This is a genomic window from Vibrio sp. RM-41-2B (genome assembly GCF_024744415.1).
GTDB lineage: Bacteria > Pseudomonadota > Gammaproteobacteria > Enterobacterales > Vibrionaceae > Vibrio > Vibrio diabolicus.
The window spans coordinates 67,333-93,088 of sequence record NZ_JAMQWD010000019.1; the positions used below are offsets into that span (position 1 = coordinate 67,333).

The 25,756-nt window shown below is 45.5% G+C and carries 18 protein-coding genes and 2 pseudogenes; 10 read left to right on the forward strand and 10 right to left on the reverse strand.

Features of this window, described 5'->3' with window-relative positions; all coding sequences use genetic code 11:
- Nucleotides 1-159 precede the first annotated feature (159 nt).
- The 4 genes from NB463_RS13300 to NB463_RS13315 form a co-directional block, all read right to left on the reverse strand.
- On the reverse strand, nt 160-1,284 hold the full coding sequence (locus tag NB463_RS13300; RefSeq protein WP_005393228.1) for a lipocalin-like domain-containing protein: 1,125 nt from the start codon (nt 1,282-1,284) through the stop codon (nt 160-162).
- The gene (locus NB463_RS13305) at nt 1,284-3,737 is read right to left on the reverse strand and encodes an ABC transporter permease (RefSeq protein WP_005393229.1); all 2,454 of its coding nucleotides are present in this window, start codon (nt 3,735-3,737) and stop codon (nt 1,284-1,286) included. Before NB463_RS13305 ends, NB463_RS13300 begins: the two co-directional genes overlap by 1 nt.
- Nucleotides 3,718-4,389, reverse strand: coding sequence for an ABC transporter ATP-binding protein (locus tag NB463_RS13310; protein WP_005393230.1), 672 nt, complete (start codon nt 4,387-4,389; stop codon nt 3,718-3,720). The genes NB463_RS13305 and NB463_RS13310 overlap by 20 nt, the downstream gene beginning before the upstream one ends.
- A 187-nt stretch (nt 4,390-4,576) precedes the next feature.
- On the reverse strand, nt 4,577-5,953 hold the full coding sequence (locus tag NB463_RS13315) for an MATE family efflux transporter (RefSeq protein ID WP_053807242.1): 1,377 nt from the start codon (nt 5,951-5,953) through the stop codon (nt 4,577-4,579).
- Nucleotides 5,954-6,048: 95 nt separating this feature from the next.
- Between NB463_RS13315 and NB463_RS13320 the strand changes: the two genes are divergently transcribed.
- Nucleotides 6,049-7,527 carry an SDR family oxidoreductase gene (locus tag NB463_RS13320; protein WP_258516009.1) on the forward strand — a complete coding sequence of 493 codons (1,479 nt, stop codon included), beginning with the start codon at nt 6,049-6,051 and terminating at the stop codon, nt 7,525-7,527.
- Here the strand turns inward: NB463_RS13320 and NB463_RS13325 are convergent.
- Both NB463_RS13325 and NB463_RS13330 read right to left on the reverse strand, forming a co-directional pair.
- A pseudogene (locus tag NB463_RS13325) lies at nt 7,484-8,055 on the reverse strand (NapC/NirT family cytochrome c). The gene NB463_RS13320 and the pseudogene NB463_RS13325 sit on opposite strands and share 44 nt — an antisense overlap.
- Before the next feature lie 22 nt (nt 8,056-8,077).
- Entirely contained in the window at nt 8,078-8,701 is a 624-nt protein-coding gene (locus NB463_RS13330; RefSeq protein WP_257082381.1) for a c-type cytochrome, read from the reverse strand.
- 451 nt (nt 8,702-9,152) lie between these two features.
- On the opposite strand from NB463_RS13330, the gene NB463_RS13335 reads away from it, so the two are divergent.
- The 3 genes from NB463_RS13335 to NB463_RS13345 are packed head-to-tail and all read left to right on the forward strand — an operon-like array spanning nt 9,153 to nt 14,443.
- Complete coding sequence (locus tag NB463_RS13335; protein WP_258430822.1) at nt 9,153-11,417, forward strand: OmcA/MtrC family decaheme c-type cytochrome; 2,265 nt, start codon at nt 9,153-9,155, stop codon at nt 11,415-11,417.
- A gap of 53 nt (nt 11,418-11,470) precedes the next feature.
- Nucleotides 11,471-12,451: a DmsE family decaheme c-type cytochrome gene (locus NB463_RS13340; protein ID WP_258430824.1), complete on the forward strand. Its 981-nt coding sequence runs from the start codon at nt 11,471-11,473 to the stop codon at nt 12,449-12,451.
- A 9-nt stretch (nt 12,452-12,460) separates the two neighbouring features.
- Nucleotides 12,461-14,443 (forward strand): MtrB/PioB family decaheme-associated outer membrane protein, encoded by a 1,983-nt coding sequence (locus NB463_RS13345; RefSeq protein ID WP_258430825.1) that lies wholly within the window; start codon nt 12,461-12,463, stop codon nt 14,441-14,443.
- An 86-nt stretch (nt 14,444-14,529) separates the two neighbouring features.
- Here the strand turns inward: NB463_RS13345 and NB463_RS13350 are convergent, their stop codons facing one another.
- From NB463_RS13350 to rsuA, 3 genes are all read right to left on the reverse strand, one after another.
- Nucleotides 14,530-15,189: a DUF2913 family protein gene (locus tag NB463_RS13350; protein ID WP_005462414.1), complete on the reverse strand. Its 660-nt coding sequence runs from the start codon at nt 15,187-15,189 to the stop codon at nt 14,530-14,532.
- Nucleotides 15,189-16,391, reverse strand: a complete 1,203-nt coding sequence (locus NB463_RS13355; RefSeq protein WP_005462380.1) for a Bcr/CflA family multidrug efflux MFS transporter — start codon at nt 16,389-16,391, stop codon at nt 15,189-15,191. The genes NB463_RS13350 and NB463_RS13355 overlap by 1 nt, the downstream gene beginning before the upstream one ends.
- A gap of 436 nt (nt 16,392-16,827) precedes the next feature.
- Complete coding sequence (gene rsuA, locus NB463_RS13360; protein ID WP_033905117.1) at nt 16,828-17,529, reverse strand: 16S rRNA pseudouridine(516) synthase RsuA; 702 nt, start codon at nt 17,527-17,529, stop codon at nt 16,828-16,830.
- 121 nt (nt 17,530-17,650) lie between these two features.
- Here rsuA and NB463_RS13365 point away from each other — a divergent pair, with 121 nt between their 5' ends.
- The 5 genes from NB463_RS13365 to rplY all read left to right on the forward strand — a co-directional run bounded on the left by NB463_RS13365 (nt 17,651) and on the right by rplY (nt 22,561).
- Nucleotides 17,651-19,402 (forward strand): DEAD/DEAH box helicase, encoded by a 1,752-nt coding sequence (locus NB463_RS13365; protein ID WP_258430826.1) that lies wholly within the window; start codon nt 17,651-17,653, stop codon nt 19,400-19,402.
- Nucleotides 19,403-19,497: 95 nt separating this feature from the next.
- On the forward strand, nt 19,498-19,923 hold the full coding sequence (locus tag NB463_RS13370) for a PepSY domain-containing protein (protein WP_258430827.1): 426 nt from the start codon (nt 19,498-19,500) through the stop codon (nt 19,921-19,923).
- A 76-nt stretch (nt 19,924-19,999) separates the two neighbouring features.
- The gene (locus NB463_RS13375) at nt 20,000-20,659 is read left to right on the forward strand and encodes a response regulator transcription factor (RefSeq protein WP_005378073.1); all 660 of its coding nucleotides are present in this window, start codon (nt 20,000-20,002) and stop codon (nt 20,657-20,659) included.
- Entirely contained in the window at nt 20,649-21,998 is a 1,350-nt protein-coding gene (locus tag NB463_RS13380; protein WP_258430828.1) for an ATP-binding protein, read from the forward strand. The genes NB463_RS13375 and NB463_RS13380 overlap by 11 nt, the downstream gene beginning before the upstream one ends.
- A gap of 284 nt (nt 21,999-22,282) precedes the next feature.
- Nucleotides 22,283-22,561: a 50S ribosomal protein L25 gene (rplY, locus tag NB463_RS13385; RefSeq protein WP_047008623.1), complete on the forward strand. Its 279-nt coding sequence runs from the start codon at nt 22,283-22,285 to the stop codon at nt 22,559-22,561.
- A 147-nt stretch (nt 22,562-22,708) separates the two neighbouring features.
- Here rplY and NB463_RS13390 read toward each other — a convergent pair.
- A pseudogene (locus NB463_RS13390) lies at nt 22,709-23,223 on the reverse strand (GNAT family N-acetyltransferase).
- Between the two features lie 748 nt (nt 23,224-23,971).
- Between NB463_RS13390 and ushA the strand changes: the two are divergent.
- Nucleotides 23,972-25,660 carry a bifunctional UDP-sugar hydrolase/5'-nucleotidase UshA gene (gene ushA / locus NB463_RS13395; RefSeq protein WP_258430829.1) on the forward strand — a complete coding sequence of 563 codons (1,689 nt, stop codon included), beginning with the start codon at nt 23,972-23,974 and terminating at the stop codon, nt 25,658-25,660.
- The last annotated feature ends 96 nt before the right edge of the window (nt 25,661-25,756 follow it).

Below are 25,756 nucleotides of genomic sequence, written 5' to 3' on the forward strand. Positions count from 1 at the left end.
CAGCGCGTACTTGTTGTTATCGCGCCAAATGTTTATCAAGATTATGAGAAAATCAGCATAACATGGCATGTACTGTCATGATAACCCCATACTTTTGAGAAAAACTCAGGAAGTTTCATCCACTAAAAAACCACCCATTAGGGTGGTTTTTATCAGAATTTAATAACCAGTGAGCTGCATAAAGCCCCAAGCCTCGTTGGAGCCAGAAGCTAAGGTAGGACCTTCCCAATACGGTATAACAAACGGAAGCCACATATCTGATTTGATAATACGAGTGGTCAAGTTAATTTGATGCTTTGGAATATTAATAATCCACTGCAAAGGCAGCCTTCTTCCATTTGATAAACTGGTCACTTGCATTGGTTTAATACTTATATCATCATCTGAGAGATTAATGACTTTACCTGAGCGTGTGGACAAGGTGCCAAATACATGCGGTGTTTGTCCATGGTGGCGATAGCGGCTGACAGTCAGTGCTCGACCATCATCTAAATTGAATACAAACCAATCCCAACCCTGTTGCCCTTCACCAATTAAGCCACTGCCCCACTCTTTCTGAGCCCAAGCAGAGCCAGCAACAGAGAAGCGTTTGCCATTAATGTTCAAACTCCCTTTCACCTTTAAAAATGGCGCACTAAAACTGAAAGAGGCAACAGATTGCAACGCGTGTTTAACCTGAAAACCTTTGTCTCCATTCACGACAAAGGGGCCATTTGTCATAGTATTGAGATCTAAACCAAACGTATCGGTAGTCACATTCAAGTTACCAGGGAAAGGCGTTGCACCAAGTGAACGCCACGTCCAATTATCAATCCATAACCTGAAAGGACGATTAGTCATGCCAGCTTGGCCTATCCCGCCTCTCGCTACACGTTGCTCTTTCCAGACGTGCGAACCATGGCTAACGACAACATGTGAAATGTACAGTTGAGGGTTTTGCCATCCGCTGGTTTCTCGCTCGTCCGTCGCGACCCTGAAGTAACTCCATTGAACATTGTATATTTTCCCTTGTTCATCTTTCAGTTTCGCAAAGTAGTGCCACCATTCATGTTGGTACTCGGGATGAAAGCGAAAATCTGACGGTAAAGAGACATGTTCGTCAGGTAATACAGGTTCGAAAATCGTTTGATTTTCACGCGTTAGAATAGAATTAAGCTCGCTTTCTTGTGTCGCTGTCGCTTCCAACCAAAAAGTTGAGTAAAAAACAGCCCCGGTCAAAAAGGCAAACGTAATAACAATGATCGTTGAAACTAACAAGCGTTTTTTAGAGCCCACTTTTTTCATTACAACGCATCCCTTAATGACTTCATTGGCGTACTCTTAATCATTCTAATAACTGGCAATGCGCCAGCAATCATGATGGCAAGCATCGCCCAAGCAATAGTTTGAGCGTATTCCCAAGGGATCGTTTGAAGCTCCAGAGACCAGCCGAATGATTGCTTAATGATAATATCAACGATCAAGTGTGCAAGTGCCAGACCAAGTGGCACCGCAATAATCGCGGAAATGGCCCCGAAGACAAACAACTGCAAACCACCCAATGCGACAAGTTCCTTTCCTGATACACCCATACATCTCAGCAAAGAGAAGTGCCGCTGCCGCGACAACTCGCCCGCCAATGTCGCGAAGAATAAGCCAAATACAGCAATAATCAGCGTGATGTTGCCCAAGGTTCCTGCAATAGCGAAGGTATGATCAAATACCCTCATTGCCTGACTATAAATATTACCATTATCAAACACACGGTCTTGCGGGAGGCGGAATACATTTTCTAAGCGATTTTTCAGCCCCTCCCCATTAACGCTATCTTTTAACACCACACCAAGGCCAACATTGCCCGTCCCTGCAAATGCATACAGCCAATTCCGGTGCGACATCATCACCTGGTTATACGGGTTTCCATAATCGTAATAAACACCAACGACTTGCCAGTCTCCACCTAGTGGTTCCTGCAAGTTAATGAAGTCTCCTGGGCGAATATCCAACTTCAAGGCCATCGATTCACTCACCATCAAGCTCTTGGTCGCGTGCAGTTGATACCAGTAATTCGGGACACCTAGCTTTACCGTCAGTGCATCTAGCTCACCTTCAGAAGAGCCTGTACTCACCACTTGTAAGGCACCATGTTCGGTTGGCATATCTTTTTCCCAACGCCACCAAACCGAGTTGACTTCTGGTTGGTTTTGCAGCCACGCACTCATCCGAGCTGCTGAGTTATTTGTAGGATAGATATAAATATCCGCTGCCAATCGCTGGCTGAGCCATTTATCGGTCGTATCCCTAAAACTGCCTACCATCGTTTCTACGCCGATATTTGCCGCCAGTGCCAACATAAACGCCATTGTTGCCACGCCGCGATAACTCATGCTCGCAGCCGCATCGGCAAAAAACCAACGTACACGTACCCAACGCATGGTGTAAGAAAAGCTCTGGAACATATGCCACATAATAAATGGCATAAACAAGGCCACACTAACCAACATCAGCGCAATAATGGCAAAGCCAGTTTCTTGTGTTTTCGGTGCTTGATACACTGCGATTGCCGCGACACAAAACGCACACGCAGCAAGAGCCTGCCAAGAGAACTCACGCCCTGCAAATCGCATTAATGACAGTCGAGAAGAGAGACGAATAGGTTGTGACTTCAGCAAGCGAATCAATGGCCACAAACACGATATTAATGCGCCCATCGCTGCCATGATCAGACTATATAAGCTGGACTGCCAAGACCACCCTATTGTTAAGCCCACGTTGGCATCGTATAAATCGCTCAGGCTCGATGAGACTGCAGGGATCAGTTCATTTGCCAAGATCAAACCAAAAAAGTTACCACACGCCCACGCAATAAAGACGAGCAACGATAACTCTAACAACAATGCTTGAGCCAACTGCGTTCCGTTGACCCCCGTCTGTCTCAAAATACCCACCAAACGTTGTCGCTGAATAAATGACAAAGACATCGCTTGATAAAAAATAAACAACCCGACCAAAAATGACAGCATCCCCATCGCAGTGAGATTCATGTGGAATGCATTAGTTAACGACTCAAGCTCCGTACGCGTATTCCTAACGAGCGTCATGCCATTGGGAAGCATATTTTTCAGTGCTATTAGCTTTTCCTCTGGCATTTCACCACAAGAAATCGCAGATAAACCTGAGCTCCGCTTGAGCATACGCAACAACGATATATCAGTAACCAGTCGAGTCCCTGAGAGCATTTTGTTTTTATCGACTTGAATCGGTCCGAGACGACTTCCGTCATTCATCTCAATAAAGTCCCCATCCTGCCAACTCATGTAAGCGGCCAAATCTTGACTGACTAGAATGGGATAAGGAGGTTTCATTAATGATAGAACGGGCATCTCACCCAAAGATTTGCCTTGCTGCAATGGAATCATCGCGACAGGATCAATCCCCACCAGCATCAAGCTCATATCGGTTTTAGCATCTAGATGCAGCACGTCAAACGGCGCACATTGGTTAAACCCAGCTCGACGCAACTGGATATAGAAACCTTGAGGGATTTTATTGGCAGAGTGTTTAGTTCGGATTCGGTATGGCAAAGGATTGGAGAAAAGCTTTTCTCCTGTCGCATAACTTTGTTTTGCATGCTGGTTGATAGAAGTAACACCAACAAGAAGGGACACGCCTAAGGTTAACCCTAGCCAGACAAGAATAATTTGTAGTGGGTAACGACGGTAATGACCGAGTAGTGCCTTAACTACGGGCCATAACATGCAGTTGCCCTCCTTGAAGTCGAATCTTACCTTCCATATGGGCCGCCACTTTTTCACTGTGCGTCACTAACAGCAAAGTACACTCCAGTTGGCGAGCGAGACTCGTCAATAAGCGCATTACCGCTTCTGCGTTTCGCTCGTCTAGGCTACCAGTTGGCTCATCAGCGAGTAGGATTTTAGGTTCCATATAGAGTGCGCGAGCAATAGCAGCACGTTGTTGCTGACCACCAGATGCTTCTTCCGGGTAACGGCCTAGCAGAGGCATTAAATCCAGAGCAGAAAGAATTTGACGCCACAACTCTTTATCTTCTGGCAAACCTTTTAACTGACGACAAAAACGAATATTGTCGGCAATATTGAGCGTAGGAAGCAGGTTGAACTGTTGGAAGATATTACCAATATTGTTGCGGCGATAAAGGGTTCTCAAATGCTCTGGCGCATCATGCATGGCAAAATTTGGAAACTGAACTTCACCAGAGTCTGCAGTATCCAGTCCGGCAATTAAGTTCAGCAAAGTACTTTTACCCGAACCACTTTCTCCCATCAGAGCGACTTGGTCACCTTGCTGTAATGTTAATTCTGCCCCTTGTAATACAGGGTGAAATTCTCCCCCATCTACATAGCCTTTACATAGGTCTGACAGTTTTAACATTGATTATGCCGCTCGGATGGTATTTAAAAATTGGGATCAGAATCTACACTAAAATCCTGTTAGTAGAAAGTATTTTGAATGCTTGATCACACTATGAGAGTACAAATGCAACTCGATTCACTTTCTGTTCCTAATTTTGTTGACGTATTGAGCAGATTTTTGCAGCTGCAGAAAGCTCTGTTTACCTTTATTGACCGATAAGGTTTTTCATCCATTTTCGGCTCACCATTCTTGGCAGACAAATCGTCCACTTCACAACTTCCTCGGTCAAAAAGAGTAAGTAAACCCATTGTGGGTCCCAACCGAGCTGAATCGCAGCAAATGCCGCGAGTGGAATCCCGATCACCCACTGCGCAAGAATGTCTTGATACAAACAAAACTTAACGTCACCACCCGCACGTAATACCCCAACAATGACCATCATCGGTACCGAGCGTAATACGACACCTAAAGCAAGAATCACCATAAACTGTTCAGCTAACTGGCGAGTATCCGCTGTCAGTGCACTAAACGCATTAAGGATCCATTGATTGGACACTATCAATACAACAGCGACCACAAATGCGATAAACACATTCAAAATGACCGTAGCCCAAGCTTGGTAATACACAGGTTCAAAGTTTTTCGCGCCGAGTTGGTTACCCACTAAAACCGCAGCTGCATTCGATAGGCCAATCATCATAGCGAGAGCGATTGACTCAACGGGCGTCATCACCGACAACGCTGCCAAACCTTGCACACCCGCTTGCCCCATGATGGCATGGTAAGCGAACAATCCACCAGCCCATGCCAAAAAGTTAAATGTGGTCGGTAAGGAAAGGCTCAAGAAACGCGTTATTTTGTCTACAACCAAACCTGCGCGTATATCATCCCAACCAAATGCAATTATGTGTTTCTTCAGCCATAAATAGCCAAATAGACAACCGACTTCGATAGCGCCACTGATAACCGTTGCAATGGCTGCCCCTGTAATCCCTAAAGCAGGAAAACATAAGTGACCAAAAATTAACACCCAGTTGAGGAAAACATTAGACAGAATGCCTATACCACTAAAAAATGTGCTCAGCCCCGGTTGGTGCATCGCTCTCAAGCCCACCGACATACTAGCGACACACGCAACAGCAAACATGCTAACGGATGAAATAATTAGATAGCTGGCCCCTAACTCAATCACTTCTTGTGAGTCTGTAGTCAGTTTCATGACTGGCTGTGGGAAAATAACAAACAAAGCAACGGCAATGGCGGCAAACACCATGGCTATCATCCATGTTAAAGCCGTACTGCGACGTACCCCGACTTTATCGCCTGCCCCCCAATATTGTGCGGTCAGTAACGCACCACCCGTCGTCACCCCAACTAACATGATGGTAGTAACAAACGTCGCGCGCGCCGCTACCCCAACAGCGGCTATTTCAGCTTCACCAAGTTGGCCGAGCATAAGCACATCGACGAGGCTTCGGCTAGAAAACATCATGCTTTGCAGTGTAATTGGTAGCGCGATCGCGAATAAGCGACGTAAGAATGCTTTATCTGCATGTATTGAGAGTTGAGAGAGAAAAGTCACAAGCGCTCCAACGACAACTTATTGATAGAATGGGGAAAGTGTCTCATGATTATACTCTGTGGTGTTTATTCCACCAACGATTAAAAGGACAGATAATGAAAAAGGTGTTGGTGCTAGGCGCCTCGGGTTACATTGGTTCTCAACTTCTTCCGTTACTCTTAGATAAAGGTTACGCCGTCACTGCCGCAGCGCGACATATCGATTATTTGGAGTCAAGGACTCGGCCCCATCCTAATTTAAGGTTGCGGTATCTAGACCTAGCCGACGCAGAAGCCACGCTCGCTGTGGTGAACGATTTTGACTTGGTATTTTTCCTAGTACACGGAATGGCACAAGGCGATGACTTTGTTGAATACGAACTAAACCTTGCTTTGAACTTTAAATACGCATTGGAGCAAAGCCGTGTCAAACATGTCATTTATTTAAGTGCCATCCAACCGCAAACCGGAAACTCGCGCCATTTAGCCGCTCGCAAAGCAACGGGCAAAATTATCCGACAGTCTGGCGTTCCAGTAACTGAATTGCCTGCTGGCGTCATCATTGGCCCCGGTTCCGCGGCTTTCGAGATCATGCGAGATTTTGTCTACAACTTACCTATTTTGATCGCGCCTAAATGGGTCGACTCAAAAGCCAACCCTATTGCCCTACCCAACCTCAATCACTATTTATTGCAGCTGGCCGAAGCATCCCCCCCAGAAGAAAACCAAATTTATGAAGTTGGTGGGCCAGATACACTCAGCTACCGCGAGCAGTTTAAAGTCATTTGCCGAATCACCAACAAGCCTTATCGGCTGTGGTCGACACCGTTGCTTACCCCCAAAATGGCATCGTACTGGCTCGGCTTGGTCACCTCTGTACCAGCAAACATCGGCAAAGCATTACTCGCGGGGTTAGAGCATGACTACATTGCCGATTCCAAAGCGATTGAAGCACGATTTCCGCAAACGCTGATCAGCTACGAGCAAGCGGTATCCGATACCATTCAAGATGAAGGCACGTTTGTACGCAGCAATGTTTGGGGCTTTGAACCAGCGGCACTTCGTCGATGGCAACCAGGGTATGGCTACTACCCTAAACAAGCCGGTGCGAGCATAAAAACTCAAGCCTCCGCTGCGGCATTATGGAAAGTGGCTCAAAAAATCGGGAGTCGTGAAAAAGGCTATTACTTTGCCAACATTTTGTGGCGCACACGTGAATGGCTCGACATCTTTTTTGGTGGCGGGAAACCGATTCGCGTTTCTCCTCCGGGGCCGGAGCTCAAAGTCGGCGATTATATTGACTCTTGGAAAGTGATTCGCTGCGAGGAAGATCAGTTCCTCTCACTGTTTTTTGGGATGAAAGGCCCAGGGCTTGGACGTTTAGAAATTACCATCAAAGACCATGGTGATGAACGAGAACTGGATATCACCGCTTGGTGGCACCCACAGGGGTTTCTCGGGCTGCTTTACTGGTTTGCCATGATGCCAGCCCATCTATTCATATTCAAAGGCATGGTCAAAGCCATCGCGAAAGAAGCCGAAAGTATCAGTATTATTCCTCAGGTGGGACAGTCTCTGGAGAATCTAGAGAAATAGGCAGGTGATGAGCAATCCCCGCATGGCAATCAATGCACGATTGCTCTCGACTTTCCATCATTTGATGTCGACGCGCAACGGTTCGTCCTTGCGCTTCGAAATCCATCTTGTCAACGGAATGGCAATATCGACACTGTTGATAAACTGCTGTGTGACTTCAGCAGCCAACCTCGGACGATGCTCCGCCTCGAAGTTCTCTAACGTAATTTCTCCAGTCAGTTTATGATAGATGTCGGCTGTAGCGCCGATTTTCAATGCGATTTTAGCAAAAAACTCCCTAGGGACATGGCAATCACTGCACGTAGCGGCAATCACACCCTGAGCATTTTTGAAGTGTGGAGATGCTTGGTACTCCTCAACTATCGTATCCATCCCAATATGGCAACTGTAACAAAACTCGTTGCGATTGGTGTAATCCATACCAAAGTGAAAAACACTGAGGGCCGCCCCACCAAAGATAAACGCCAATAAGCCACCAATTGGTATGCCGAGCATCCATTTTCTGTTTGGTTTACGCCATAAATTCATTGGTGTTCATCCCAAAGCAGCGCTAGCGATAACTCGCATAGTATTCTACGAGCGCGTTTAAATCATCGGCACTAAGCCCTTTGAACGCCTCATCCATTTTTTTATCAACGGAGCGTTTCCCTTGCTTAAACTGTTGCAACGTAGTGGCTAGATAGCCCTTCTGCTGACCAGCTAAAATCGAAGCTTCATCCAGAGCGTTACTGCCACCATCCGAATGACAGTTCTCGCAGCTTTTCGCGTGGATTGCCTTACCTTTCATCGCTAACGCTTGATCAAAAGACTGTTTAGCTGGCACAAACTCAAGCCCAGCATAATGTTTTGCTAACTCTTCAATCTGCTCTTCAGATAAAGATTTAACTATCGACACCATGTCGCCTTTTTTGCTCGTGTCTCCGTATACGTGATTAACCGAAGCTGAGGGTCTGCCTTCAAGGTAACGCAACATCTGGTCAAAAAAGTTGAACTCGGGAATCCCTGCGATGGTAGGAATATTCGTGTCGGAACTAACACCGTCTGGCCCATGACAGGCTTCACATTCGTATTGTGAAATTAGCTCACTTGGTGATGCTAAACTGTGGGAAACCAAAGCAGAACTGATGGCTAACACTGAGGAAATTTTTAGTGAGAATTTAATTATCTGGTGCATATTAGACTGACTCCGTAGTAATTATCTTTATTAATCAAAACCAGACAGCGAATAAACGATAAGAAAATCAATTTATAAACGCGACTTAAAACCAACGATATCCAAGATAAAAATATTAAGCCGTCAACTATTTAAAGTAGCGTAGTTCAATACCCTCACTTTTTCTGCGCCGACCTCTTAAATCGCAGAAAATCCAACCCAAACAATTGATTTAAAATGATAATAAATTCAACCCCAAAATTCACACACAAAAATAGCGGTTTATTTTAATAATATTTCATATTGCGTCTATACTCTTACAAGCCATGTATTTCGATTTATTCAAGCGATGTAAATATGGATATTTTTCTTTTGTCTTGAATATAAAATTAATATTTCAATCAATCGTTTATTGAAATATTCAACCATTCCCATGCATTCCCACTTACTTTAGGACGAATCGAGAGGGACTATGAACGGTTTAAAGTCGATCGCTACATTAATATTGTTTATTTTACTGCTCACCGGATGTGGTCCAGACAGCAAAAACGATCAGAATACACCACCACCTGCACTTGGTGATTTCGAGATCAGTGTTTCCAAGCCATCATTGGTCACTCAAGAAACCGGAGAAACCAAACTGGTGGTCAATTTTACCGTCAAAGACGCCAGTGGCAGACCTCATGAGCTAGACGAAACGAGAGATTTTCGCATCGCACTTCTTAAAGCAATGCCCTCTCGTGTCGATACACAAAACTCGAGCAATCCAGCCTTTGCCTTCAATGGGCGTCATGGCAACACTTATTGGAAGAGTTTCCATCACTCAAGCAACACCGCAAATAACCGTGCCAGCATGGAGAGTGTTTGGGATGGAACATTAGTAAAAACAGACGAGGGATATCGCTACACGTTTGCCATTCCTGACGTTTTGAAAGTGTCCGATCCTTATACTGCCGACTCTTCTAGCAACAATGGTTTTATCGCTTGGGATGCGAATAAACTCCACCGAATCGTCATGGCGTATGGAGAGCAAGGCAACGGTTTTACCTACGTGTTTGAATGGGTACCGCAAGAAAGTTCAGATACGGCTGTCTCCCGCAATGTGATTGAAAAAGGCACCTGCGAAAACTGTCATATGGGCGAACCGCTTCATCATGGACCCGGCTATCGCTCAATTGATAACAACATTGCCGTTTGTACCGCTTGCCACAATGACAGTAATCCTGGCGCTGCGCCAGCCAGACGCCCTCTCGCTGCCGTTGTTCATCAATACCACGGTAATGTTTTCAAATTAGGTAGCGACAGAAATAACACCGACACTTACAAACAGCCTGTCGACGAGAATGACGTGCTCGTTACCGACATCAATGGTTTAGTCATTGAAGGCAACCCTTTCCCGCAAGATGCCCGCAACTGTACAACCTGCCATTCAACCGATGTCGCGAAAGCATCAGACGCCAACAATTGGTTTGAACACCCAAGCCAAGTTGCCTGTGAGACCTGTCACTTGTACAGAGACAGAGGCGCGCATGATAACCAAGTCGGTACGGCTTGGGTAAGAAACGGCGAGCCACAAAACTCCTGCTCGGGCTGTCACCGACCTTATGACCGAGATGACAATGGCGATCCAATCATCGGCCAAGACGCAAGCCGAAGTGCTAAAACGGTTCACGTAATGCGTTTAGAGAATCTTGCAAAAGCGCGTGATTCGCTTGAAATCAACGTTGAAAGCGCGCGATTTATTGATGACCAGTTTGAGGTTGAACTAAGAGTGTCGAAAGCGGGCTCAGGTATTGGCTCCATCAACGAACTGACCCCTTTCATTAATGAACATGGGCACCTCCATTTGTTGCTGAACTGGGATAACGGCCAAGGCCCGATGGTCGCAAACAACAGTCTCAACGTCGCCGATGATGGCGCACTTGGTGACGGCTGTGAGGCTCAAGGAGAAGGCCTATTCTTGTGTCATAAAGACTTCACAGACGCTGCGATTAAGCCAACCTCCAACTCTACGTTGACGGTTAACATCGCCGACATGCCACTTTGCGCCAACCGTAGAGATGGCGAGCTCGCCGAATGCGTCACGTTTGAAGGCATCGATCTTATCAAATCGCCTTTCGTCATTGCCGCCAATAACGCATCCGGCTCGTTTGATGTGTCTGGTATCAACAAGCAACACAAACTGCCAGTGGGCGCGGACATTTCATCGTGTAACGATTGTCACAAAGAGCTGACTATCCATAAGCTCGGTGAGCATCCACATGCCGCCACCGACTTCCAACAATGTAAAAATTGCCATAACTCTGAACGTTCTGCGTTTTATCCTGGAATGGTGGCTGATCTAAAGTACCACGTGCACTCATTCCACGCCTTTGGCTCCGCTCATAGCGGTGAAGCTTCTTTCCCTGGCGCAGTCAACAACTGTGAGGCCTGCCATACCAATGCTCAATACAACTTACCTAGCCAACAAAATACGCGCCCTTCTCTGGCAAGTGGTAAGTACTTTAGTCCTGCGTTAGTCGCCTGTGGCGCGTGTCACCTAGAGTCATCTTTAGCTAATGCTGACCCGGATACCGTGGCAGGAGATGCGCCTCTGAACCATATGCTGAATCACGGCGCGGTATTTGGAGCAGACACAGCAGCACAAGCAACGGGCTCCGAACAATGTGCGACTTGCCATGCTATTGGTCAGTCACAAGGGGTGGATAAGGTTCACAAGGTATACGACTACCGTTGAATTCGTCATTGAACACAATGCTTTGACAATTAAGGACAAGAAAAGGAAGAGCTATGAAAGCAATGTTTCTGCGGTGGTTGGTAGCTGGGATACTTGGGTTAGGCGTCATCTTCACCGTCAGTTCGGAAGATGTAGCCAAGACAGAACCCGAAGCGGCGACGTTAACTCAAGAAGAAATTGAAACCATATTAGACACCAAATTTTCCGAGGGGAAATATTCACGCCGCGGGCCAGATGGCTGCCTTCGTTGCCATGACGATACATCAGATAAACCTGCAACGGGTATTTTCGATAACATTCATGGCAAGTCCGCAAACCTGCATGGTCCAATGAATGATAAACAGTGTGAAGCATGCCATGGCCCAGCAAACAATCACGAGCGCAATCCACGAAAAGGACAAGTCCGTGAGCCGATGATCACTTTTGGGCTAAACTCCCCTGTTCCAGCCGAAAAGCAAAACAGCGTGTGTTTATCTTGTCACCAAGATGCGAAACGCTCGACTTGGCATAGTAGCGAGCACGCTTTTGAAGGGCTGTCTTGTGCAAGCTGTCATCAACTGCATCAAAAAGACGATCCGATGATGGTTGCCGAAATGCAAGCAGACAAATGCACCGATTGTCACTCCCGCACCAAATCGGATATCCACAAACGCAGTCGTCATCCAATTATCGACGGCGTCATGACTTGTTCTAGCTGCCACAATCCACATCAGACATTAAATGAAGCGAGCCTGAACTGGTCAACCGTCAATAACGCTTGTTACGAATGCCATGCGGAAAAACGCGGCCCATTTTTATGGGAGCATGAGCCAGTAACTGAAGATTGCACATCCTGCCACACACCCCATGGTTCAGTGAACAAAGCCCTGCTCAATAAACGGCTACCAATGCTATGTCAGGAATGTCACCGTGTGCCACATGCAAACGTAGCCATTCCTGAAAACGACTTGAGAGTGCGCGGCGGAAGTTGTTTAAACTGCCACAATCAAGTGCATGGCTCTAACCACCCACGTGGTCAAACATTAAGTTATTAGGAGGGAGGCATGAAACTATCTCAACTGTGCATCGCTATTTCCCTTGCTTTTGCTGTGCAAACGCACGCCAACGATTATTTGTTACAACGTTCTCAACCAGCCGACACTAGCCGCTGGCAGTGCAGTGAATGCAGCAGCGACGGCACATGGAGTGGAGAAGTCAGCGCGGGCGTCGGTTACCTTAACAACGATGGTTCCTCGCGATTCTATAATTGGAATCCGCCCGTTTACGGTACAAACTCTGACAACAAACACTTTAACGCGAGCCTAAACGCCGATATCGAACAATATGAAGACGATGGATTCTACAATCGAATCGTCGTCGAAGATCTTGGTTTGCAACGCTTCTTACTGCAGTGGGAAATGGGCCAGTACGACGGATTACGTATCCTCGGCAGTTACAGTGAAACTCCGTATTTCTGGAATCAGTCCTCACTCAGTGCGTATCATCCAAGAGAAGATGCACTCGTTAGTGGTGACCTATCGAAATATGAAAACTCAGTGACGCGAGAGACGTTTAAGTTAGAACTCAAGTACACACCACATACGCCATGGAAGCCATATGCATCCATGAAGCACGAACGTAAAGAAGGCACAACTTCGCTCTATTCATCGACAATTCCGGGTTACGCCAACGCGCCGGGATTCATACCTAAAGACGTCGATCATGAAACCTTAAATACTCAAGTAGGAGTGAGCTACATTGAAGATTTGTTGCTGGTGGATATTGCGTATCGCGGCTCGTTTTTCCGCAATGACAAGTCCGCACTCTATTACGGCGGTGTTACTAACCCTTACGCCAACCACCTTGCGTATGAGCCTGACAACGACTTTCACCAGTTTGCTGTCACGGGGAATTATCGGTTGAATCAACAAACGTTCAGTGGCCGCTTACTTTGGTCACAAACGTCTTCTGAAGGCGGGTTAAATCCGTTTCCGCAGTCCCCCGTTAACTCCAATACATTCCATGGCGAAACCAACACTTGGCAAATGAGCGCGGATTACCATAACAAGCTTTCGCGAGACACAGCTTTCGCCATTTCTGCAGACTATTCAGACAAAGACGATAACTCCGATAGAAACACCATCATCGGCTCTACAAGAGAAAAATACGACCACACCAAAACCAAACTGGAAACAACGTTAACGCATCGTGTTGCGTCTGATGTGAAGGTGAATGCGGGTTATCACTTCAAACAAGACGAGCGAAGCTATGCCGACCGAAAACGTACCGATGAACAACGCGTTTTTGTTGGTGCTCAGTACAGACCAAACAGTCCGTGGCAATTAGGCGGTAAAGTCTCCTACTCTTTCCGCGATGGCTCTGATTGGCAGGACGACAGCAGCGACTCGCCTAATTTGCGCCAATACTATTTAGCCGACAAAGAGAGGATTGAGCTCCGTGGCGACGGCAGTTATGACATGACAGACGATATCCAGCTACTTGCAGAACTTTGGTACGGAAATGATGACTATGCAAAACCCGATATTGGTTTAAGCGAAGGGGAAGATTACGGCTACGACCTCAGCCTCAACTTCAATTTACTCGACGGATTAAGCGGGCATGTTTTTTACAATCAACAGATCATCCGCTCCGAGCAACAACAAGCAAACTCTGACATTGTCGGCTGGAATCGCTACACCACCAAGCTCAAAGATGACATCACAACCATTGGTTTTGGTGTGAGTAAAGAGCGACTGCTGGACGACAAACTTTCTGTCTCATTTGATTACAGCTACAGCCAAGCGGACAGTAAATCTTCAACCACATCTGGTGGTTACCAATATCCTGATAACGAGGCGAACTCGTATCGATTTGAAGTCATCGCTGACTATGAAGTATCTGAAAATCAAAACGTGCAGCTTAACCTCCGTTATGAAGACTACTCAGAAGAGGATTACTTGTTTAACAACGAAACCGGAACGATGGGCGACGTTTTGCAAAGCTATGAAGGTCTGTATGGCGGCGTCTATTGGAAATATCGTTTTTAAACACTGAGTGACGTAACAAAAAAAGCATCAGACGTTTCAAGCGCCTGATGCTTTCGTATTTAAAGTCTACTGCTGTGAGAAGTTGATTAAGCTTGGAAGCTCAAAGGAATCTCAGCCAATTGGTTACCTTCGTTTGCAGGGAAGATAAGGTACTCGCCGTGGTATTTCACCATCGATTTGTAGTCCGTCACTTTATGCACCATAAAGCCCGCTTGCGCTGCTTTCTCAACAAACTCAGCATGGTTGCCACGCACAAACCAGCTCATTGGTTTAACGAGCAACTCGCCGTCGAAGCAGCTTTCGCATTGGTCGGCACACAGTGCCAAAGAATTTTGGCCTTCCGTGAAGATTTGGATTTTGCCACAACCAACCAATTGTTCAGAGGTAGAAACCTCCCAACCCGCTTGCTCCATTACGTCCAAAAAAGCTTCGACGTCAGAGTCTTTGATCACTTTTGAATCTTCACCTTCAGGGAAGAATTGCGCGTAGAAAGCAGAAATACGTTTGAAGATAAACAACAAACCAGCGTCATTCCCCTTTGAACGCCCCGCCTTTTGCCAACGAGTTAAGTCATCGCCGACCGTTCGACCAAAACGCTGAGATTTCAGAGCTTTTGTTACCCAACGAACAAGATAGTGGTTGTTCGCCACTGGCGCATTGGCCAACTTGCCAGAACGATGTTCCTGCTCCAGTTCATTCAGAGCAGAGTTAACCAAGTTTTGAATTTCTTTGGTGTAATTCGACATTACGCCTTTCTTCCTAAAGTCCAATAAAACAGTGCTGAAAGCACAGAACAAGCAAACATAACGATGATCATCGGCCACGCCACATTACCAGGTAGTGATGCCACCAGCGCGCCAACCAATGAGCCGATACCGAATCTTAACGTCCCCGCCAGAGACGAAGCTGTACCCGCCATTGATGGGTAGCCACTTAAAAGCAGCGCCATCGCGTTACTACCTATCGTCGACAATGTACCGATAAACAGCACAACAAAAGGCACGATGCCCCACAATCCGAAGTCCATCAGCCAACTTACGAACAGACCAATACCCGCCAAAAGTTGCACGAACAACCCAAAACGAAGCATGGCATGAGAGCCCACTTTTTTCACCAAACGACCGTTAATGCTGGTCATGATGATCATCGCCACAATGTTCAAACCGAATAAGTAACCAAATTGGTCAGGTCGAACACCGTATAAATCAATATAAACAAACGAACCCGCAGTTAGGAATGCAAACATCCCCGAAAACGAGAATGCACCAGACAACATCAAGCCCAACGCTTCAGAACTTGAACACAAACGGGCGTAGTTTTTTAATGTGGTGCGAAAACGCAGTGGTTGGCGGTTTTCTGGTTTTAGCGTCTCCGGAATTTTCCAGAACACCAGCAGAATGACAACCACAGCGAAAATGGCTAACACCCAAAAGATAGAGCGCCATCCAAACCAAATCGCAAGGTGACCGCCAATCATCGGCGCAACCAACGGGGCAATCGTGATAACTAATGTGACGAAAGACATTGCACGCGCAAAGTCTTCACGGTCAAACATGTCACGCACCACAGCTTGAATAATGACCGCTGCAGCCGCGCCAGCAAAACCTTGAGCGGTACGAACATAGGTTAACGCATCAATGCCGTTTGTGGTCGCACTCACCACCGCTGCTAATCCAAAGAAAAGCACACCCAAAATCAGTACCGGTCTGCGGCCAAAGCTATCGGCAAGCGGCCCATGAATTAACTGACCAATCGCAAAACCCGCCGTATAAGCCGTCAATGTAATTTGAACCGCACCAGGTGCAACGCCCAAATCTTTTGCGATGGTCGGCATTGCCGGTAGATACATGTCGATCGCCAATGGCGTTAACGCGCCAATTGCACCGAGCACAAGAAACAGTAAAAAACTGATTTGAGATTGGGGAGCGCTTTGAGCTTTTTCTGTCATTCTTTTACCTCTTGTTGGAGCCCTTTCGTCAATACTTTCAGAGCAAAGTGAACGTAACGGACGGTTCTCATATCGCTGATATCTAGAGGCCAAAGGCCTGTTCTATCAACGTTCGAGAATCATAAGGGCAAATATGTACCAAGGTGTGACCTTGACGAACTCGACATAGAAAAGCGTGTGAAAGCGAAGTGTGTTTATGGGAAATAAACACAATGCAGTAAAAATGATGGAATTGATTCCAACATTTATTCACCACAGCCGAATGCTTTGCAATAAGAGTATGCATGGCTCAGCTAAATGCAAAGGCATATCACTCAGATGAGTAAGCACACCGGAATTGTCTAGGCACTAATTTTGGTAGGAAAATTAATTTTGAGCCAATTCCTACCAAAAAACTAGTTCCAATTGGGAACTAAAGAATTTCCCATGCCGATAATTAATTCCAAATAGAATCAATTTCTTCCTGCGTGAGGTAGCGATAATCACCAGGTTCTAGTGCCTCATCGAGTTCAATCGAACCAATACGCTCACGATGTAAGTACTCAACTTTATTTCCTAACGCCGCAAACATGCGTTTCACTTGGTGATACTTACCTTCCACAATAGTTAACAATACTTCATTCTCTGCCTCGTTCACGATTTCCAAACGAGCAGGTAATGTTGCTTCTGATTCATTGCGCAAAATGATGCCTTGTTCGAGCTTTTCCGCGTAATCAGGCTGAATCGCATCGACAAGCCAAACACGGTACGTTTTCTCACACTTATGCTTAGGTGAGGTAATACGGTGAGACCACTTACCATCATCCGTAATCAACACCAAGCCAGTTGTGTCGACATCTAATCGGCCCGCAAAGTGAAGGTTTTCAATTTTAGGCTCATCAAGCAATGCGAATGCAGTTTGGTTGTAGCCATCTTCATGTGAACAAACAAAGTCAGCAGGCTTATACAACATAATGTAACGAGGACCAGGAGCACCAATAACGCGGTCTTCCCACATTACTTCTGCACCTTCAGGTACTTTAAATGCACCACTTTTTTGAACCTCACCGTCAACGGTGATGTCTCCACTTTTGATGATCTTTGTTGCCTGTTTGCGTGTTGCACCCAGAGCATCACACAAATATTTATCTAAACGCATGAATACCTCATTGAATTATACCCAAGTGATCTCCAAATCTTGGTTTAAAGGTCACTTGGGTATAAAAGTCAGGTATTATAGCGTTCCTCGTTCGAATAGTTGAGCAATTTCACATATTTTCATGTACACACTTCGTCCTTATCAAGCCGACTCGGTTAAAGCAGTCATTCATTACTTTCGTAAACACTCGACACCAGCAGTGATCGTGCTGCCAACCGGTGCCGGAAAAAGCTTGGTGATCGCAGAACTTGCTCGCCTTGCGAAAGGGAGAGTGTTAGTCCTCGCTCACGTTAAAGAGCTGGTCGAGCAAAACCACGCGAAGTATGAAGGTTATGGTTTAAAAGGTTCCATCTTCTCAGCAGGATTGGGGCGAAAAGAAACTGACCAGCAAGTCGTGTTTGCTTCGGTTCAATCGGTCGTACGTAACTTAGATTCGTTCAAAAACCAGTTTTCTCTGCTCGTTATTGATGAGTGCCATCGTGTGCCGGATGACAAAAACAGCAGCTACCAAAAAGTTATTACTCACTTACGAGAACTGAACCCAGGCATTAAGGTTCTGGGACTAACTGCAACGCCCTATCGTTTAGGAATGGGCTGGATTTATCAGTATCACACCCGAGGTCAAGTACGCACCGAAGAGCCTCGATTCTTCCGCGATTGTATTTTCGAACTGCCGATCCGTTACTTGCTCGACGAAAACTTCCTCACTCCGGCCCGCATGATGGACGCGCCCGTTTTGTCTTACGACTTCTCGCAACTGAAACCCGCAAACACCGGACGCTACAAAGAAGCAGAAATGGACATGGTGATCGATAAAGCTAAGCGCGCCACTCCGCAAATTGTTGAGCAAATCATGCAATATGCGAGAGAACGTCAAGGTGTCATGATCTTCGCCGCGACTGTCCGACACGCACAAGAGATCCACAGTTTACTGCCTGAAGGCGAAACTGAAATCGTCATTGGTGATACACCTACGCCGGAGCGCGATGCGATCATCCAAGCGTTCAAGAATCGTCAAATAAAATATTTGGTCAATGTTTCGGTACTGACTACCGGGTTTGATGCGCCGCATGTCGATTTAATCGCGATTTTGCGACCAACAGAGTCAGTCAGTCTGTACCAACAGATTGTAGGACGAGGATTACGCTTATCAGACGGAAAATCAGAATGTTTAGTGCTTGATTACGCAGGCAACAGCTACGATTTATACCAACCTGAAGTCGGTGATCCCAAACCAGACTCTGACAGTGAAGTTATCACGATTCCCTGCCCGGCTTGCGGATTCAATAACAACTTCTGGGGTAAGTTGGATAGTAACGGTTTCTTGGTTGAACACTTTGGTAGACGTTGCCAAGGTTACTTTGAAGATGAAGACACAGGCGAGCGTGAACACTGTGGATACCGTTTTCGTGCCAAATACTGTGGTGAATGTGGTGCCGACAACGATATCGCTGCGCGCATTTGTCATGAGTGTGACGCAACGCTTGTTGATCCAGATAAAAAATTAAAAGAAGCCCTTAATCTGAAAGATGCATTGATATTTGAATGCACAGAAATGGACCTGTCAGTATTCAAGTCCAGTGATGGTAAATCTCAACTCAAGGTGACGTATTCTGGTGAACCATACCAAGGCGAAGGCAATGCGTTAGTTCATGAGTTTTGGTCATTGAGTACCAAAAAACAAAAACAAACGTTTAAAGACCAATTTGTCCGCCCTCACTTGGCAGACAAGCATCGCCCTTTTGAAGAGGCTTCACCGACACGTGTTGTTGCCAATCAACATCGTTTCCGTTTACCTCAGTTTGTTATTGCAAGGAAATCCGGTCGCTTTTGGAAATTGCGAGACAAAATTTTTGAAGACGAGTTGAAATAACGTCTGCAACATTTAGTAAAACTGAACTCGATGATTCACTCTCTGTTCATCTATATCCGATATACTGCGGCTAACGTTCTAGAAAAGGTTTGACTATGTATAAAGCAACGACTTCTCAACATTCTGCGTTACTTTTCGGCCTTATCACGACATTGATGTGTGCACCAAGTTTCGCCAAGCATGACGACTACTATGCATCACAAAATGGTCACGCCATCGTGCAAGATGTCGAAAAGCCTGGAACACGCATCGAATTCGATGAAGATCAAGATGAGGTCTATCGCGCGGTTCAACAAGGATATATACGACCATTTTCGGAACTTTACGCCGCAGTAGAAAACGACCTATACGGCCGTATCATCAAGGTCGAGCTTGAACAAGATGATGATGCTTGGGTGTATGAATTGAAAATTCTGTACAACAATAGCGTCCTGAAAGTTGAGTACGACGCCGCTACGCTGGAAATGCTTGAGATCAAAGGTCGCAGCTTTAACAAAGCGTTAAAGCCGCAAAACAACTAAACTTGTCTAATGCGTAATCCAGACGCGATGCGTAGCTTACTTCGATAAAAATCCAAACATAATAAGAATCATCAATATGAAAATACTTGTTGTTGAAGATGATCCTCGTTTAGGCGAGCAAATCATCGAAACATTAGAAAGTACCGGCTGGGTACCAGAATTATCTCAAGATGGCATAGACGCTCTTTATCGCGCGACATCGGAAGAATGGGACGCTATTGTTCTTGATCTAGGACTGCCGAAATTGGATGGCCTCACCGTGCTAAAAGGCATTCGTGATGAAAACATCAATACCCCTGTCGTTATTCTGAGTGCTCGCGATACCCTAACGCAGCGAGTTGAAGGTCTAAACGCAGGTGCAGACGATTACCTAACTAAGCCGTTTGAAATGGTTGAGCTTATCGCTCGTATTCGCGCACAACTGCGAAGAGCATCAGGTAACGCCTCTCCTGTGATGCAAATTGGCGACTTGAGCTTGGATACGCGCACTTCTAAAGTCATGTGGCAAGGGCAAGCAGTAAGCTTAACGGCGCTGGAGTATAAAGTGGTCGCTTACTTTATGCATAACCCAGAAAAAGTAATTTCTCGCACCGAACTCGTCGAGCACATTTACAAGCAAGACTTTGATCGTGACTCCAACACAATCGAAGTTTTTATCGGCCGAATTCGCAAAAAAATCGCGCCAAAGATCATCAAAACTGTCCGAGGGTTGGGATACCAATTAAATGCCGAATAAGAACAGGCTACCGTTGAACGCAATAAAACGACTGAGTATCAAAAGTCGCCTCGTTTTAGCGGCGATCGTTTGGTTGACGGCAATGATCCTCGCAGCTGGTGTGACGATACCGACCCAAGTGTACTACTATATGGTTGACGACACTCGCTCACAGCTGAGCATTTTTATGGATGAAATCGCCGCTCAGTTAGAAGTCGATGAGACTGGGCACCTCTCACTCGCCGCTCTGCTCTCAGACCCTCGATTTAACCGACCTTACAGTGGTTTATATTGGAGTGCCTCCACTGAGACGAGTCTCGAGCGTTCTCGTTCTTTGTGGGACAAAAAAATCGAATACAAAGGTCTGGATAACGATGCTTACGGCGCGAGAGGCGAAAGGCTGATTACCATCGAAAAAGCTCTGTACTTACCAGATTACGATGGGCCTATCCATATCATTATTGGTATTGACGAAGAGCCTATCAAAAACACCCTGCAAACGCTAATCGGGCAACTCTGGCTTATTTTAGGCTTATTATTCGCAGGGGTTCTTACCGTCATTTTACTGCAAATTGCATGGTCATTGAGTCCGCTTACGAAGTTACAAAAAGAGTTGGCAGAGCTGAAGTCTGGTAACAAAAAGAGTCTAGAAGAAACCTATCCGAAAGAGATTTCTCCTCTTATCTTCGACCTCAACGCTCTGCTTTTCCATTATCAGGAATTGTTAGAACGAGCTAGGAATCATGCAGGCAATCTTTCACACGCGCTAAAAACCCCACTTTCTGTCCTAAAAAATGAAGTACAGACGTTAGAACCTGATACGCAATCCCGTCTGCGTACTCCAATCAATCAAATACAAGACCATATCGATTACCATTTGGGTCGTGCTCGCATGGCGGGGTCTATGAATATTTTATCAGTGAAATCGAACCCAGCAGAGCGTGTGGATGCTATCTCAATGGCGTTTGATAAAGTGTATGCGAGCCGAGATATATCCTTAATTAATGAACTTGATTCAGAGCTGAATGTAGCGGTAGAGCAGACCGATCTCGACGAAATGCTGGGTAACTTGCTTGAAAATGCCTATAAGTGGGCCAACAACATGATTCGTGTGCACTCCTCTCAGGATAAAGACAATATACACATCATCATTGAAGATGATGGACCAGGCATCCCTAAAGAGAAACTGAGTCAAGTAATCAAGAGAGGCGTTAGATTGGATGAAGCAACCCCTGGGTCAGGTCTTGGTCTAAATATAGTCAGTGAAATGGCACACAGTTACCGAGGTCAATTAACACTGGAAGCGAGCGCTTTAGGTGGCTTAAAAGCATCTTTAGTCTTACACCTCAGCCGAACATAAAGCATATAACGCATAAACTTTGTTCTTCGGACCATGATTAGTAAACCGATGAAAATGAAGCCGATGTGAACAAAATCCAAGCAAAGCGTTAAAAGGGATAGCCTTACACCCAGATAAATCATACCTTTTTGTTGATTTGGGTACGATTTGGGTTGCCCATTTATAAGTGGAATGATAGTATCCGCGCTCGCTTGAACAGTTCCTGTTTCAAGCTTTACCACGAACAACAAGGTCGCATTGTTGATTGTGAACATTTGATTTTTACTAATTTGAGAGTAAATACTATGAAATTCGAAGCAGTAGTACGTACTGAACTAGGTAAAGGTGCGAGCCGCCGCCTACGTCACGCTGGCAAATTCCCTGCAGTTGTATACGGCGGTGAAGAAGCAGCAGTAGCTATCGTTCTTAACCACGACGAGATCGTAAACCAAATGGACAAGCCTGAATTCTACGAAGGCCTAGTTCTAGTTATCGATGGCAAAGAAGTTAAAGTTAAGCCACAAGACGTTCAACGTCACGCGTTCAAGCCAAAAGTTGAACACATGGACTTCATCCGTATCTAATTCCCTACCAAGGAATTAATCGGATTAAATCCAAACCTTTTGCATTAAAGATAATCGGACTTACCAACCGAGACATCTAAAAAATTTCAAAACCCCGGAGTCTTACCACCTCCGGGGTTTTACTATATGTGGCGTATAACAATTGATTTACGAACGGGCAATGTACTTCACTAAAGTGAGATCCGTCAGCGTCATACGGTCAATGATTTCCGCCTCTTCCTCTCCAGTCCGTACAAAACCACACTTCTTGTAGAAGTGAAGCCCCTGTTTATTGGTATCCAGTGCTTTCAGGCTTATCTGTATAACGGGCGTAGAGAGTAGACGCGTTTCTAGTTCATCTAACAATGCACTCCCTGCCCCTTGCCCATAATGCAAAGGAGAGACATAGCAACATGTTACCCACGCCGTTTTATCTTCACAGGTGTGGTTAGGTAGTTCGTAACTTAAAAAGCCGACGATTTCCCCTTGTCTCTCAACGACGATCAATTGGGCCAGTTGCTCAGTCATGACTCGCGTCCCATCCTTTCTCGGCGCTCAATCGTAAACTGATCGATGTAGCTCTGTGGCATTAACCCTTTGTATGCTACCTGCCACGAATCAACATGTATCTTGGCGATTTGAGTTGCTTCCTCTCTGACTGCGTTCCTTACTGTGTATCTCATTACTATCCTTTCTTAAAATTCGCCACTTATAAATTCTTTCAACCCTACTCTTTGAATCGAAGCTCAAAGCGAGCAGCCACAGATGCAACGCTTTACATTACTCCATTTCATTTTCATTAATTCAATGATAGTGCACATCGTAATATTCGAGAAAACGCCACGTTATTTACGTTTCACTTTCGCTCATTAGATTGAATCTATTTGTTTTAACATCCGGGTATCGAAAGCGGGATAAACACGGTAAGGTATCGAATAAGAATAAATAAACGATATCTAAGGCATAAGATTTCTAAACGGTCGCAATTATAGTAAAGAGAGAAATACCATTTCTGGTTGTATTAAACAGAGTAAGCCAAGATAAAACGAGTTTAGGTTTTACAGTGATCATTTTATATACAAAACATTTCCCTCATCATCAGAGCGAAAATTTATAACGATTTGTGTCATAGCTGCTAAGAAAAACATGAACTTGGCAAAATAATCACCAAAATCAGCGCTATACTTCGCAAAAATGCGCATTGATTCACACAAACCACATTCATTCAATTGGCCACTTCACAAAATAACCTCCTCCCTCTAATTTCAATATACTAAAAACTATTTCTGTTTAATTGGAGACGTAGTTTGCAGGCTTATTAATTCATGTCTCCGATAGAAGTATAAATAAGAGATAGATCACTAAAGTTTCACATTAATTCCGTATATTTCACGCCGTAACAATAACAAAATCACAAAGAAAGGATCCCTTATGAAGTTTTCCAAATCTCTTTTGGTAATGGCAGTGGGCGCTGCGCTAGCAGGATGCGGCTCAGATAGCGATAATTCTCCAGTAACCTGCGAGACTGCAGATTCTTGTACTAAGTTCACCGTTCTCCACACTAACGATAACCACGGTCGCTTTTGGCATAACAGCGACGGCGAATATGGCATGGCTGCGCGTCACACTTTAATCGAATCTATTCGCGCAGAAGTCGAAGCAAAAGGCGGTGAAACCATTCTGCTATCTGGCGGTGATATTAATACCGGCGTACCAGAATCAGACATGCAAGATGCGGTTCCAGACTTCGTAGGGATGAACCTACTTGGTTACGATGCAATGGCTGTCGGTAACCACGAGTTTGATAACTCACTAGATATTCTCGATATGCAAGCTGAGCTAGCTGACTTCCCTATGCTGGCTGCGAATATCTATAAGAAAGATACCAATGAGCGTTACTTCGACCCTTACAAAGTATTTACTATCAACGGCCTTAAGATCGCTGTTATTGGTCTAACCACCCAGGACACGGCGAAGCTAGTTAATCCAGACAACGTATCAAACATCCACTTCGAAGACCCTCAAGTTGAAATCAAAAAAGTACTTAAGGAAATCGAAGAAAACGAAAAAGTAGACCTAGTATTTGCAACGACGCACATGGGTCACTACCAAGATGGTAATAATGGTAGTGAAGCACCAGGGGACGTGAAGCTCGCTCGCTCTCTTAAAGAGGGACAACTAGACGCTATCATCGGTGGTCACTCACAAAACCCAGTGTGTATGGAGCCAGGTACCAATGAGTATGCTGATTTCAAACCTGGTGATGATTGCGCGCCGGACCAACAAAAAGGCACTTGGATTATGCAAGCGCATGAGTGGGGTAAATATGTGGGTCGTGCGGACTTCGAATATTACGACGGCAAGCTTCACTTAGCGAACTACGCACTGATTCCTGTAAACCTTTTGGACGACAACGATGAAGTGATCGGTGAACGCATTCAACAAGATGCGACGGTAAAAGCGTTACTACTGCCATACCAACAGCAAGGTCAAGAGTTATTAGATGAGAAGATTTCTAATACGACGGGTAAGTTAGAAGGTGATCGTAACGTAGTTCGCTCTCAACAAACTAACCTAGGTCATCTACTGGGCGAGGCATACCGTACTTACAAAACGGTAGGTGCTGACTTTGGTGTGATGAACTCTGGCGGTGTGCGTGATTCAATCCAAGATGGTGACATCACTTACCGTGATGTACTTACAGTCCAGCCGTTCGGTAACTTCGTGACTAAAGCGACAATGACAGGTCAAGAAGTAAAAGAGTACCTTGATGTCGTAGCAACGAAATCTGCAGGCTCTGGTGCTTACGCTCAACTGGATAACATCACTTTAGATGTAGATTGTGATGCTGGCTCAGTAACCATTACCGACATTAACGATAAAGGCTTCGATCTAGACGCAACGTACACATTCTCTGTAATCAGCTTCAGTGCTGCTGGTGGCGATAACTATCCAATCATCGATGTTCAATCTACCCAGCTAACCGATGCATACGTTTTACGTGAGTTCTTCGTAAATAACCCACAGATCTCTGCGGATAGCTACAACAAGAACTTAGAAAACATCAAGTACTTCAGTAACGGTCAAGCTGTGAAAGGTTGCCCAGCAACTAATAGCTAAAACACCTTACACTCTGACGCGAAGAGCTTTTAGAAGTTGTTCCGTCAGAGCCTCCCTAAAAACCGAAGCGTGACGCTTCGGTTTTTTTATTTTCGT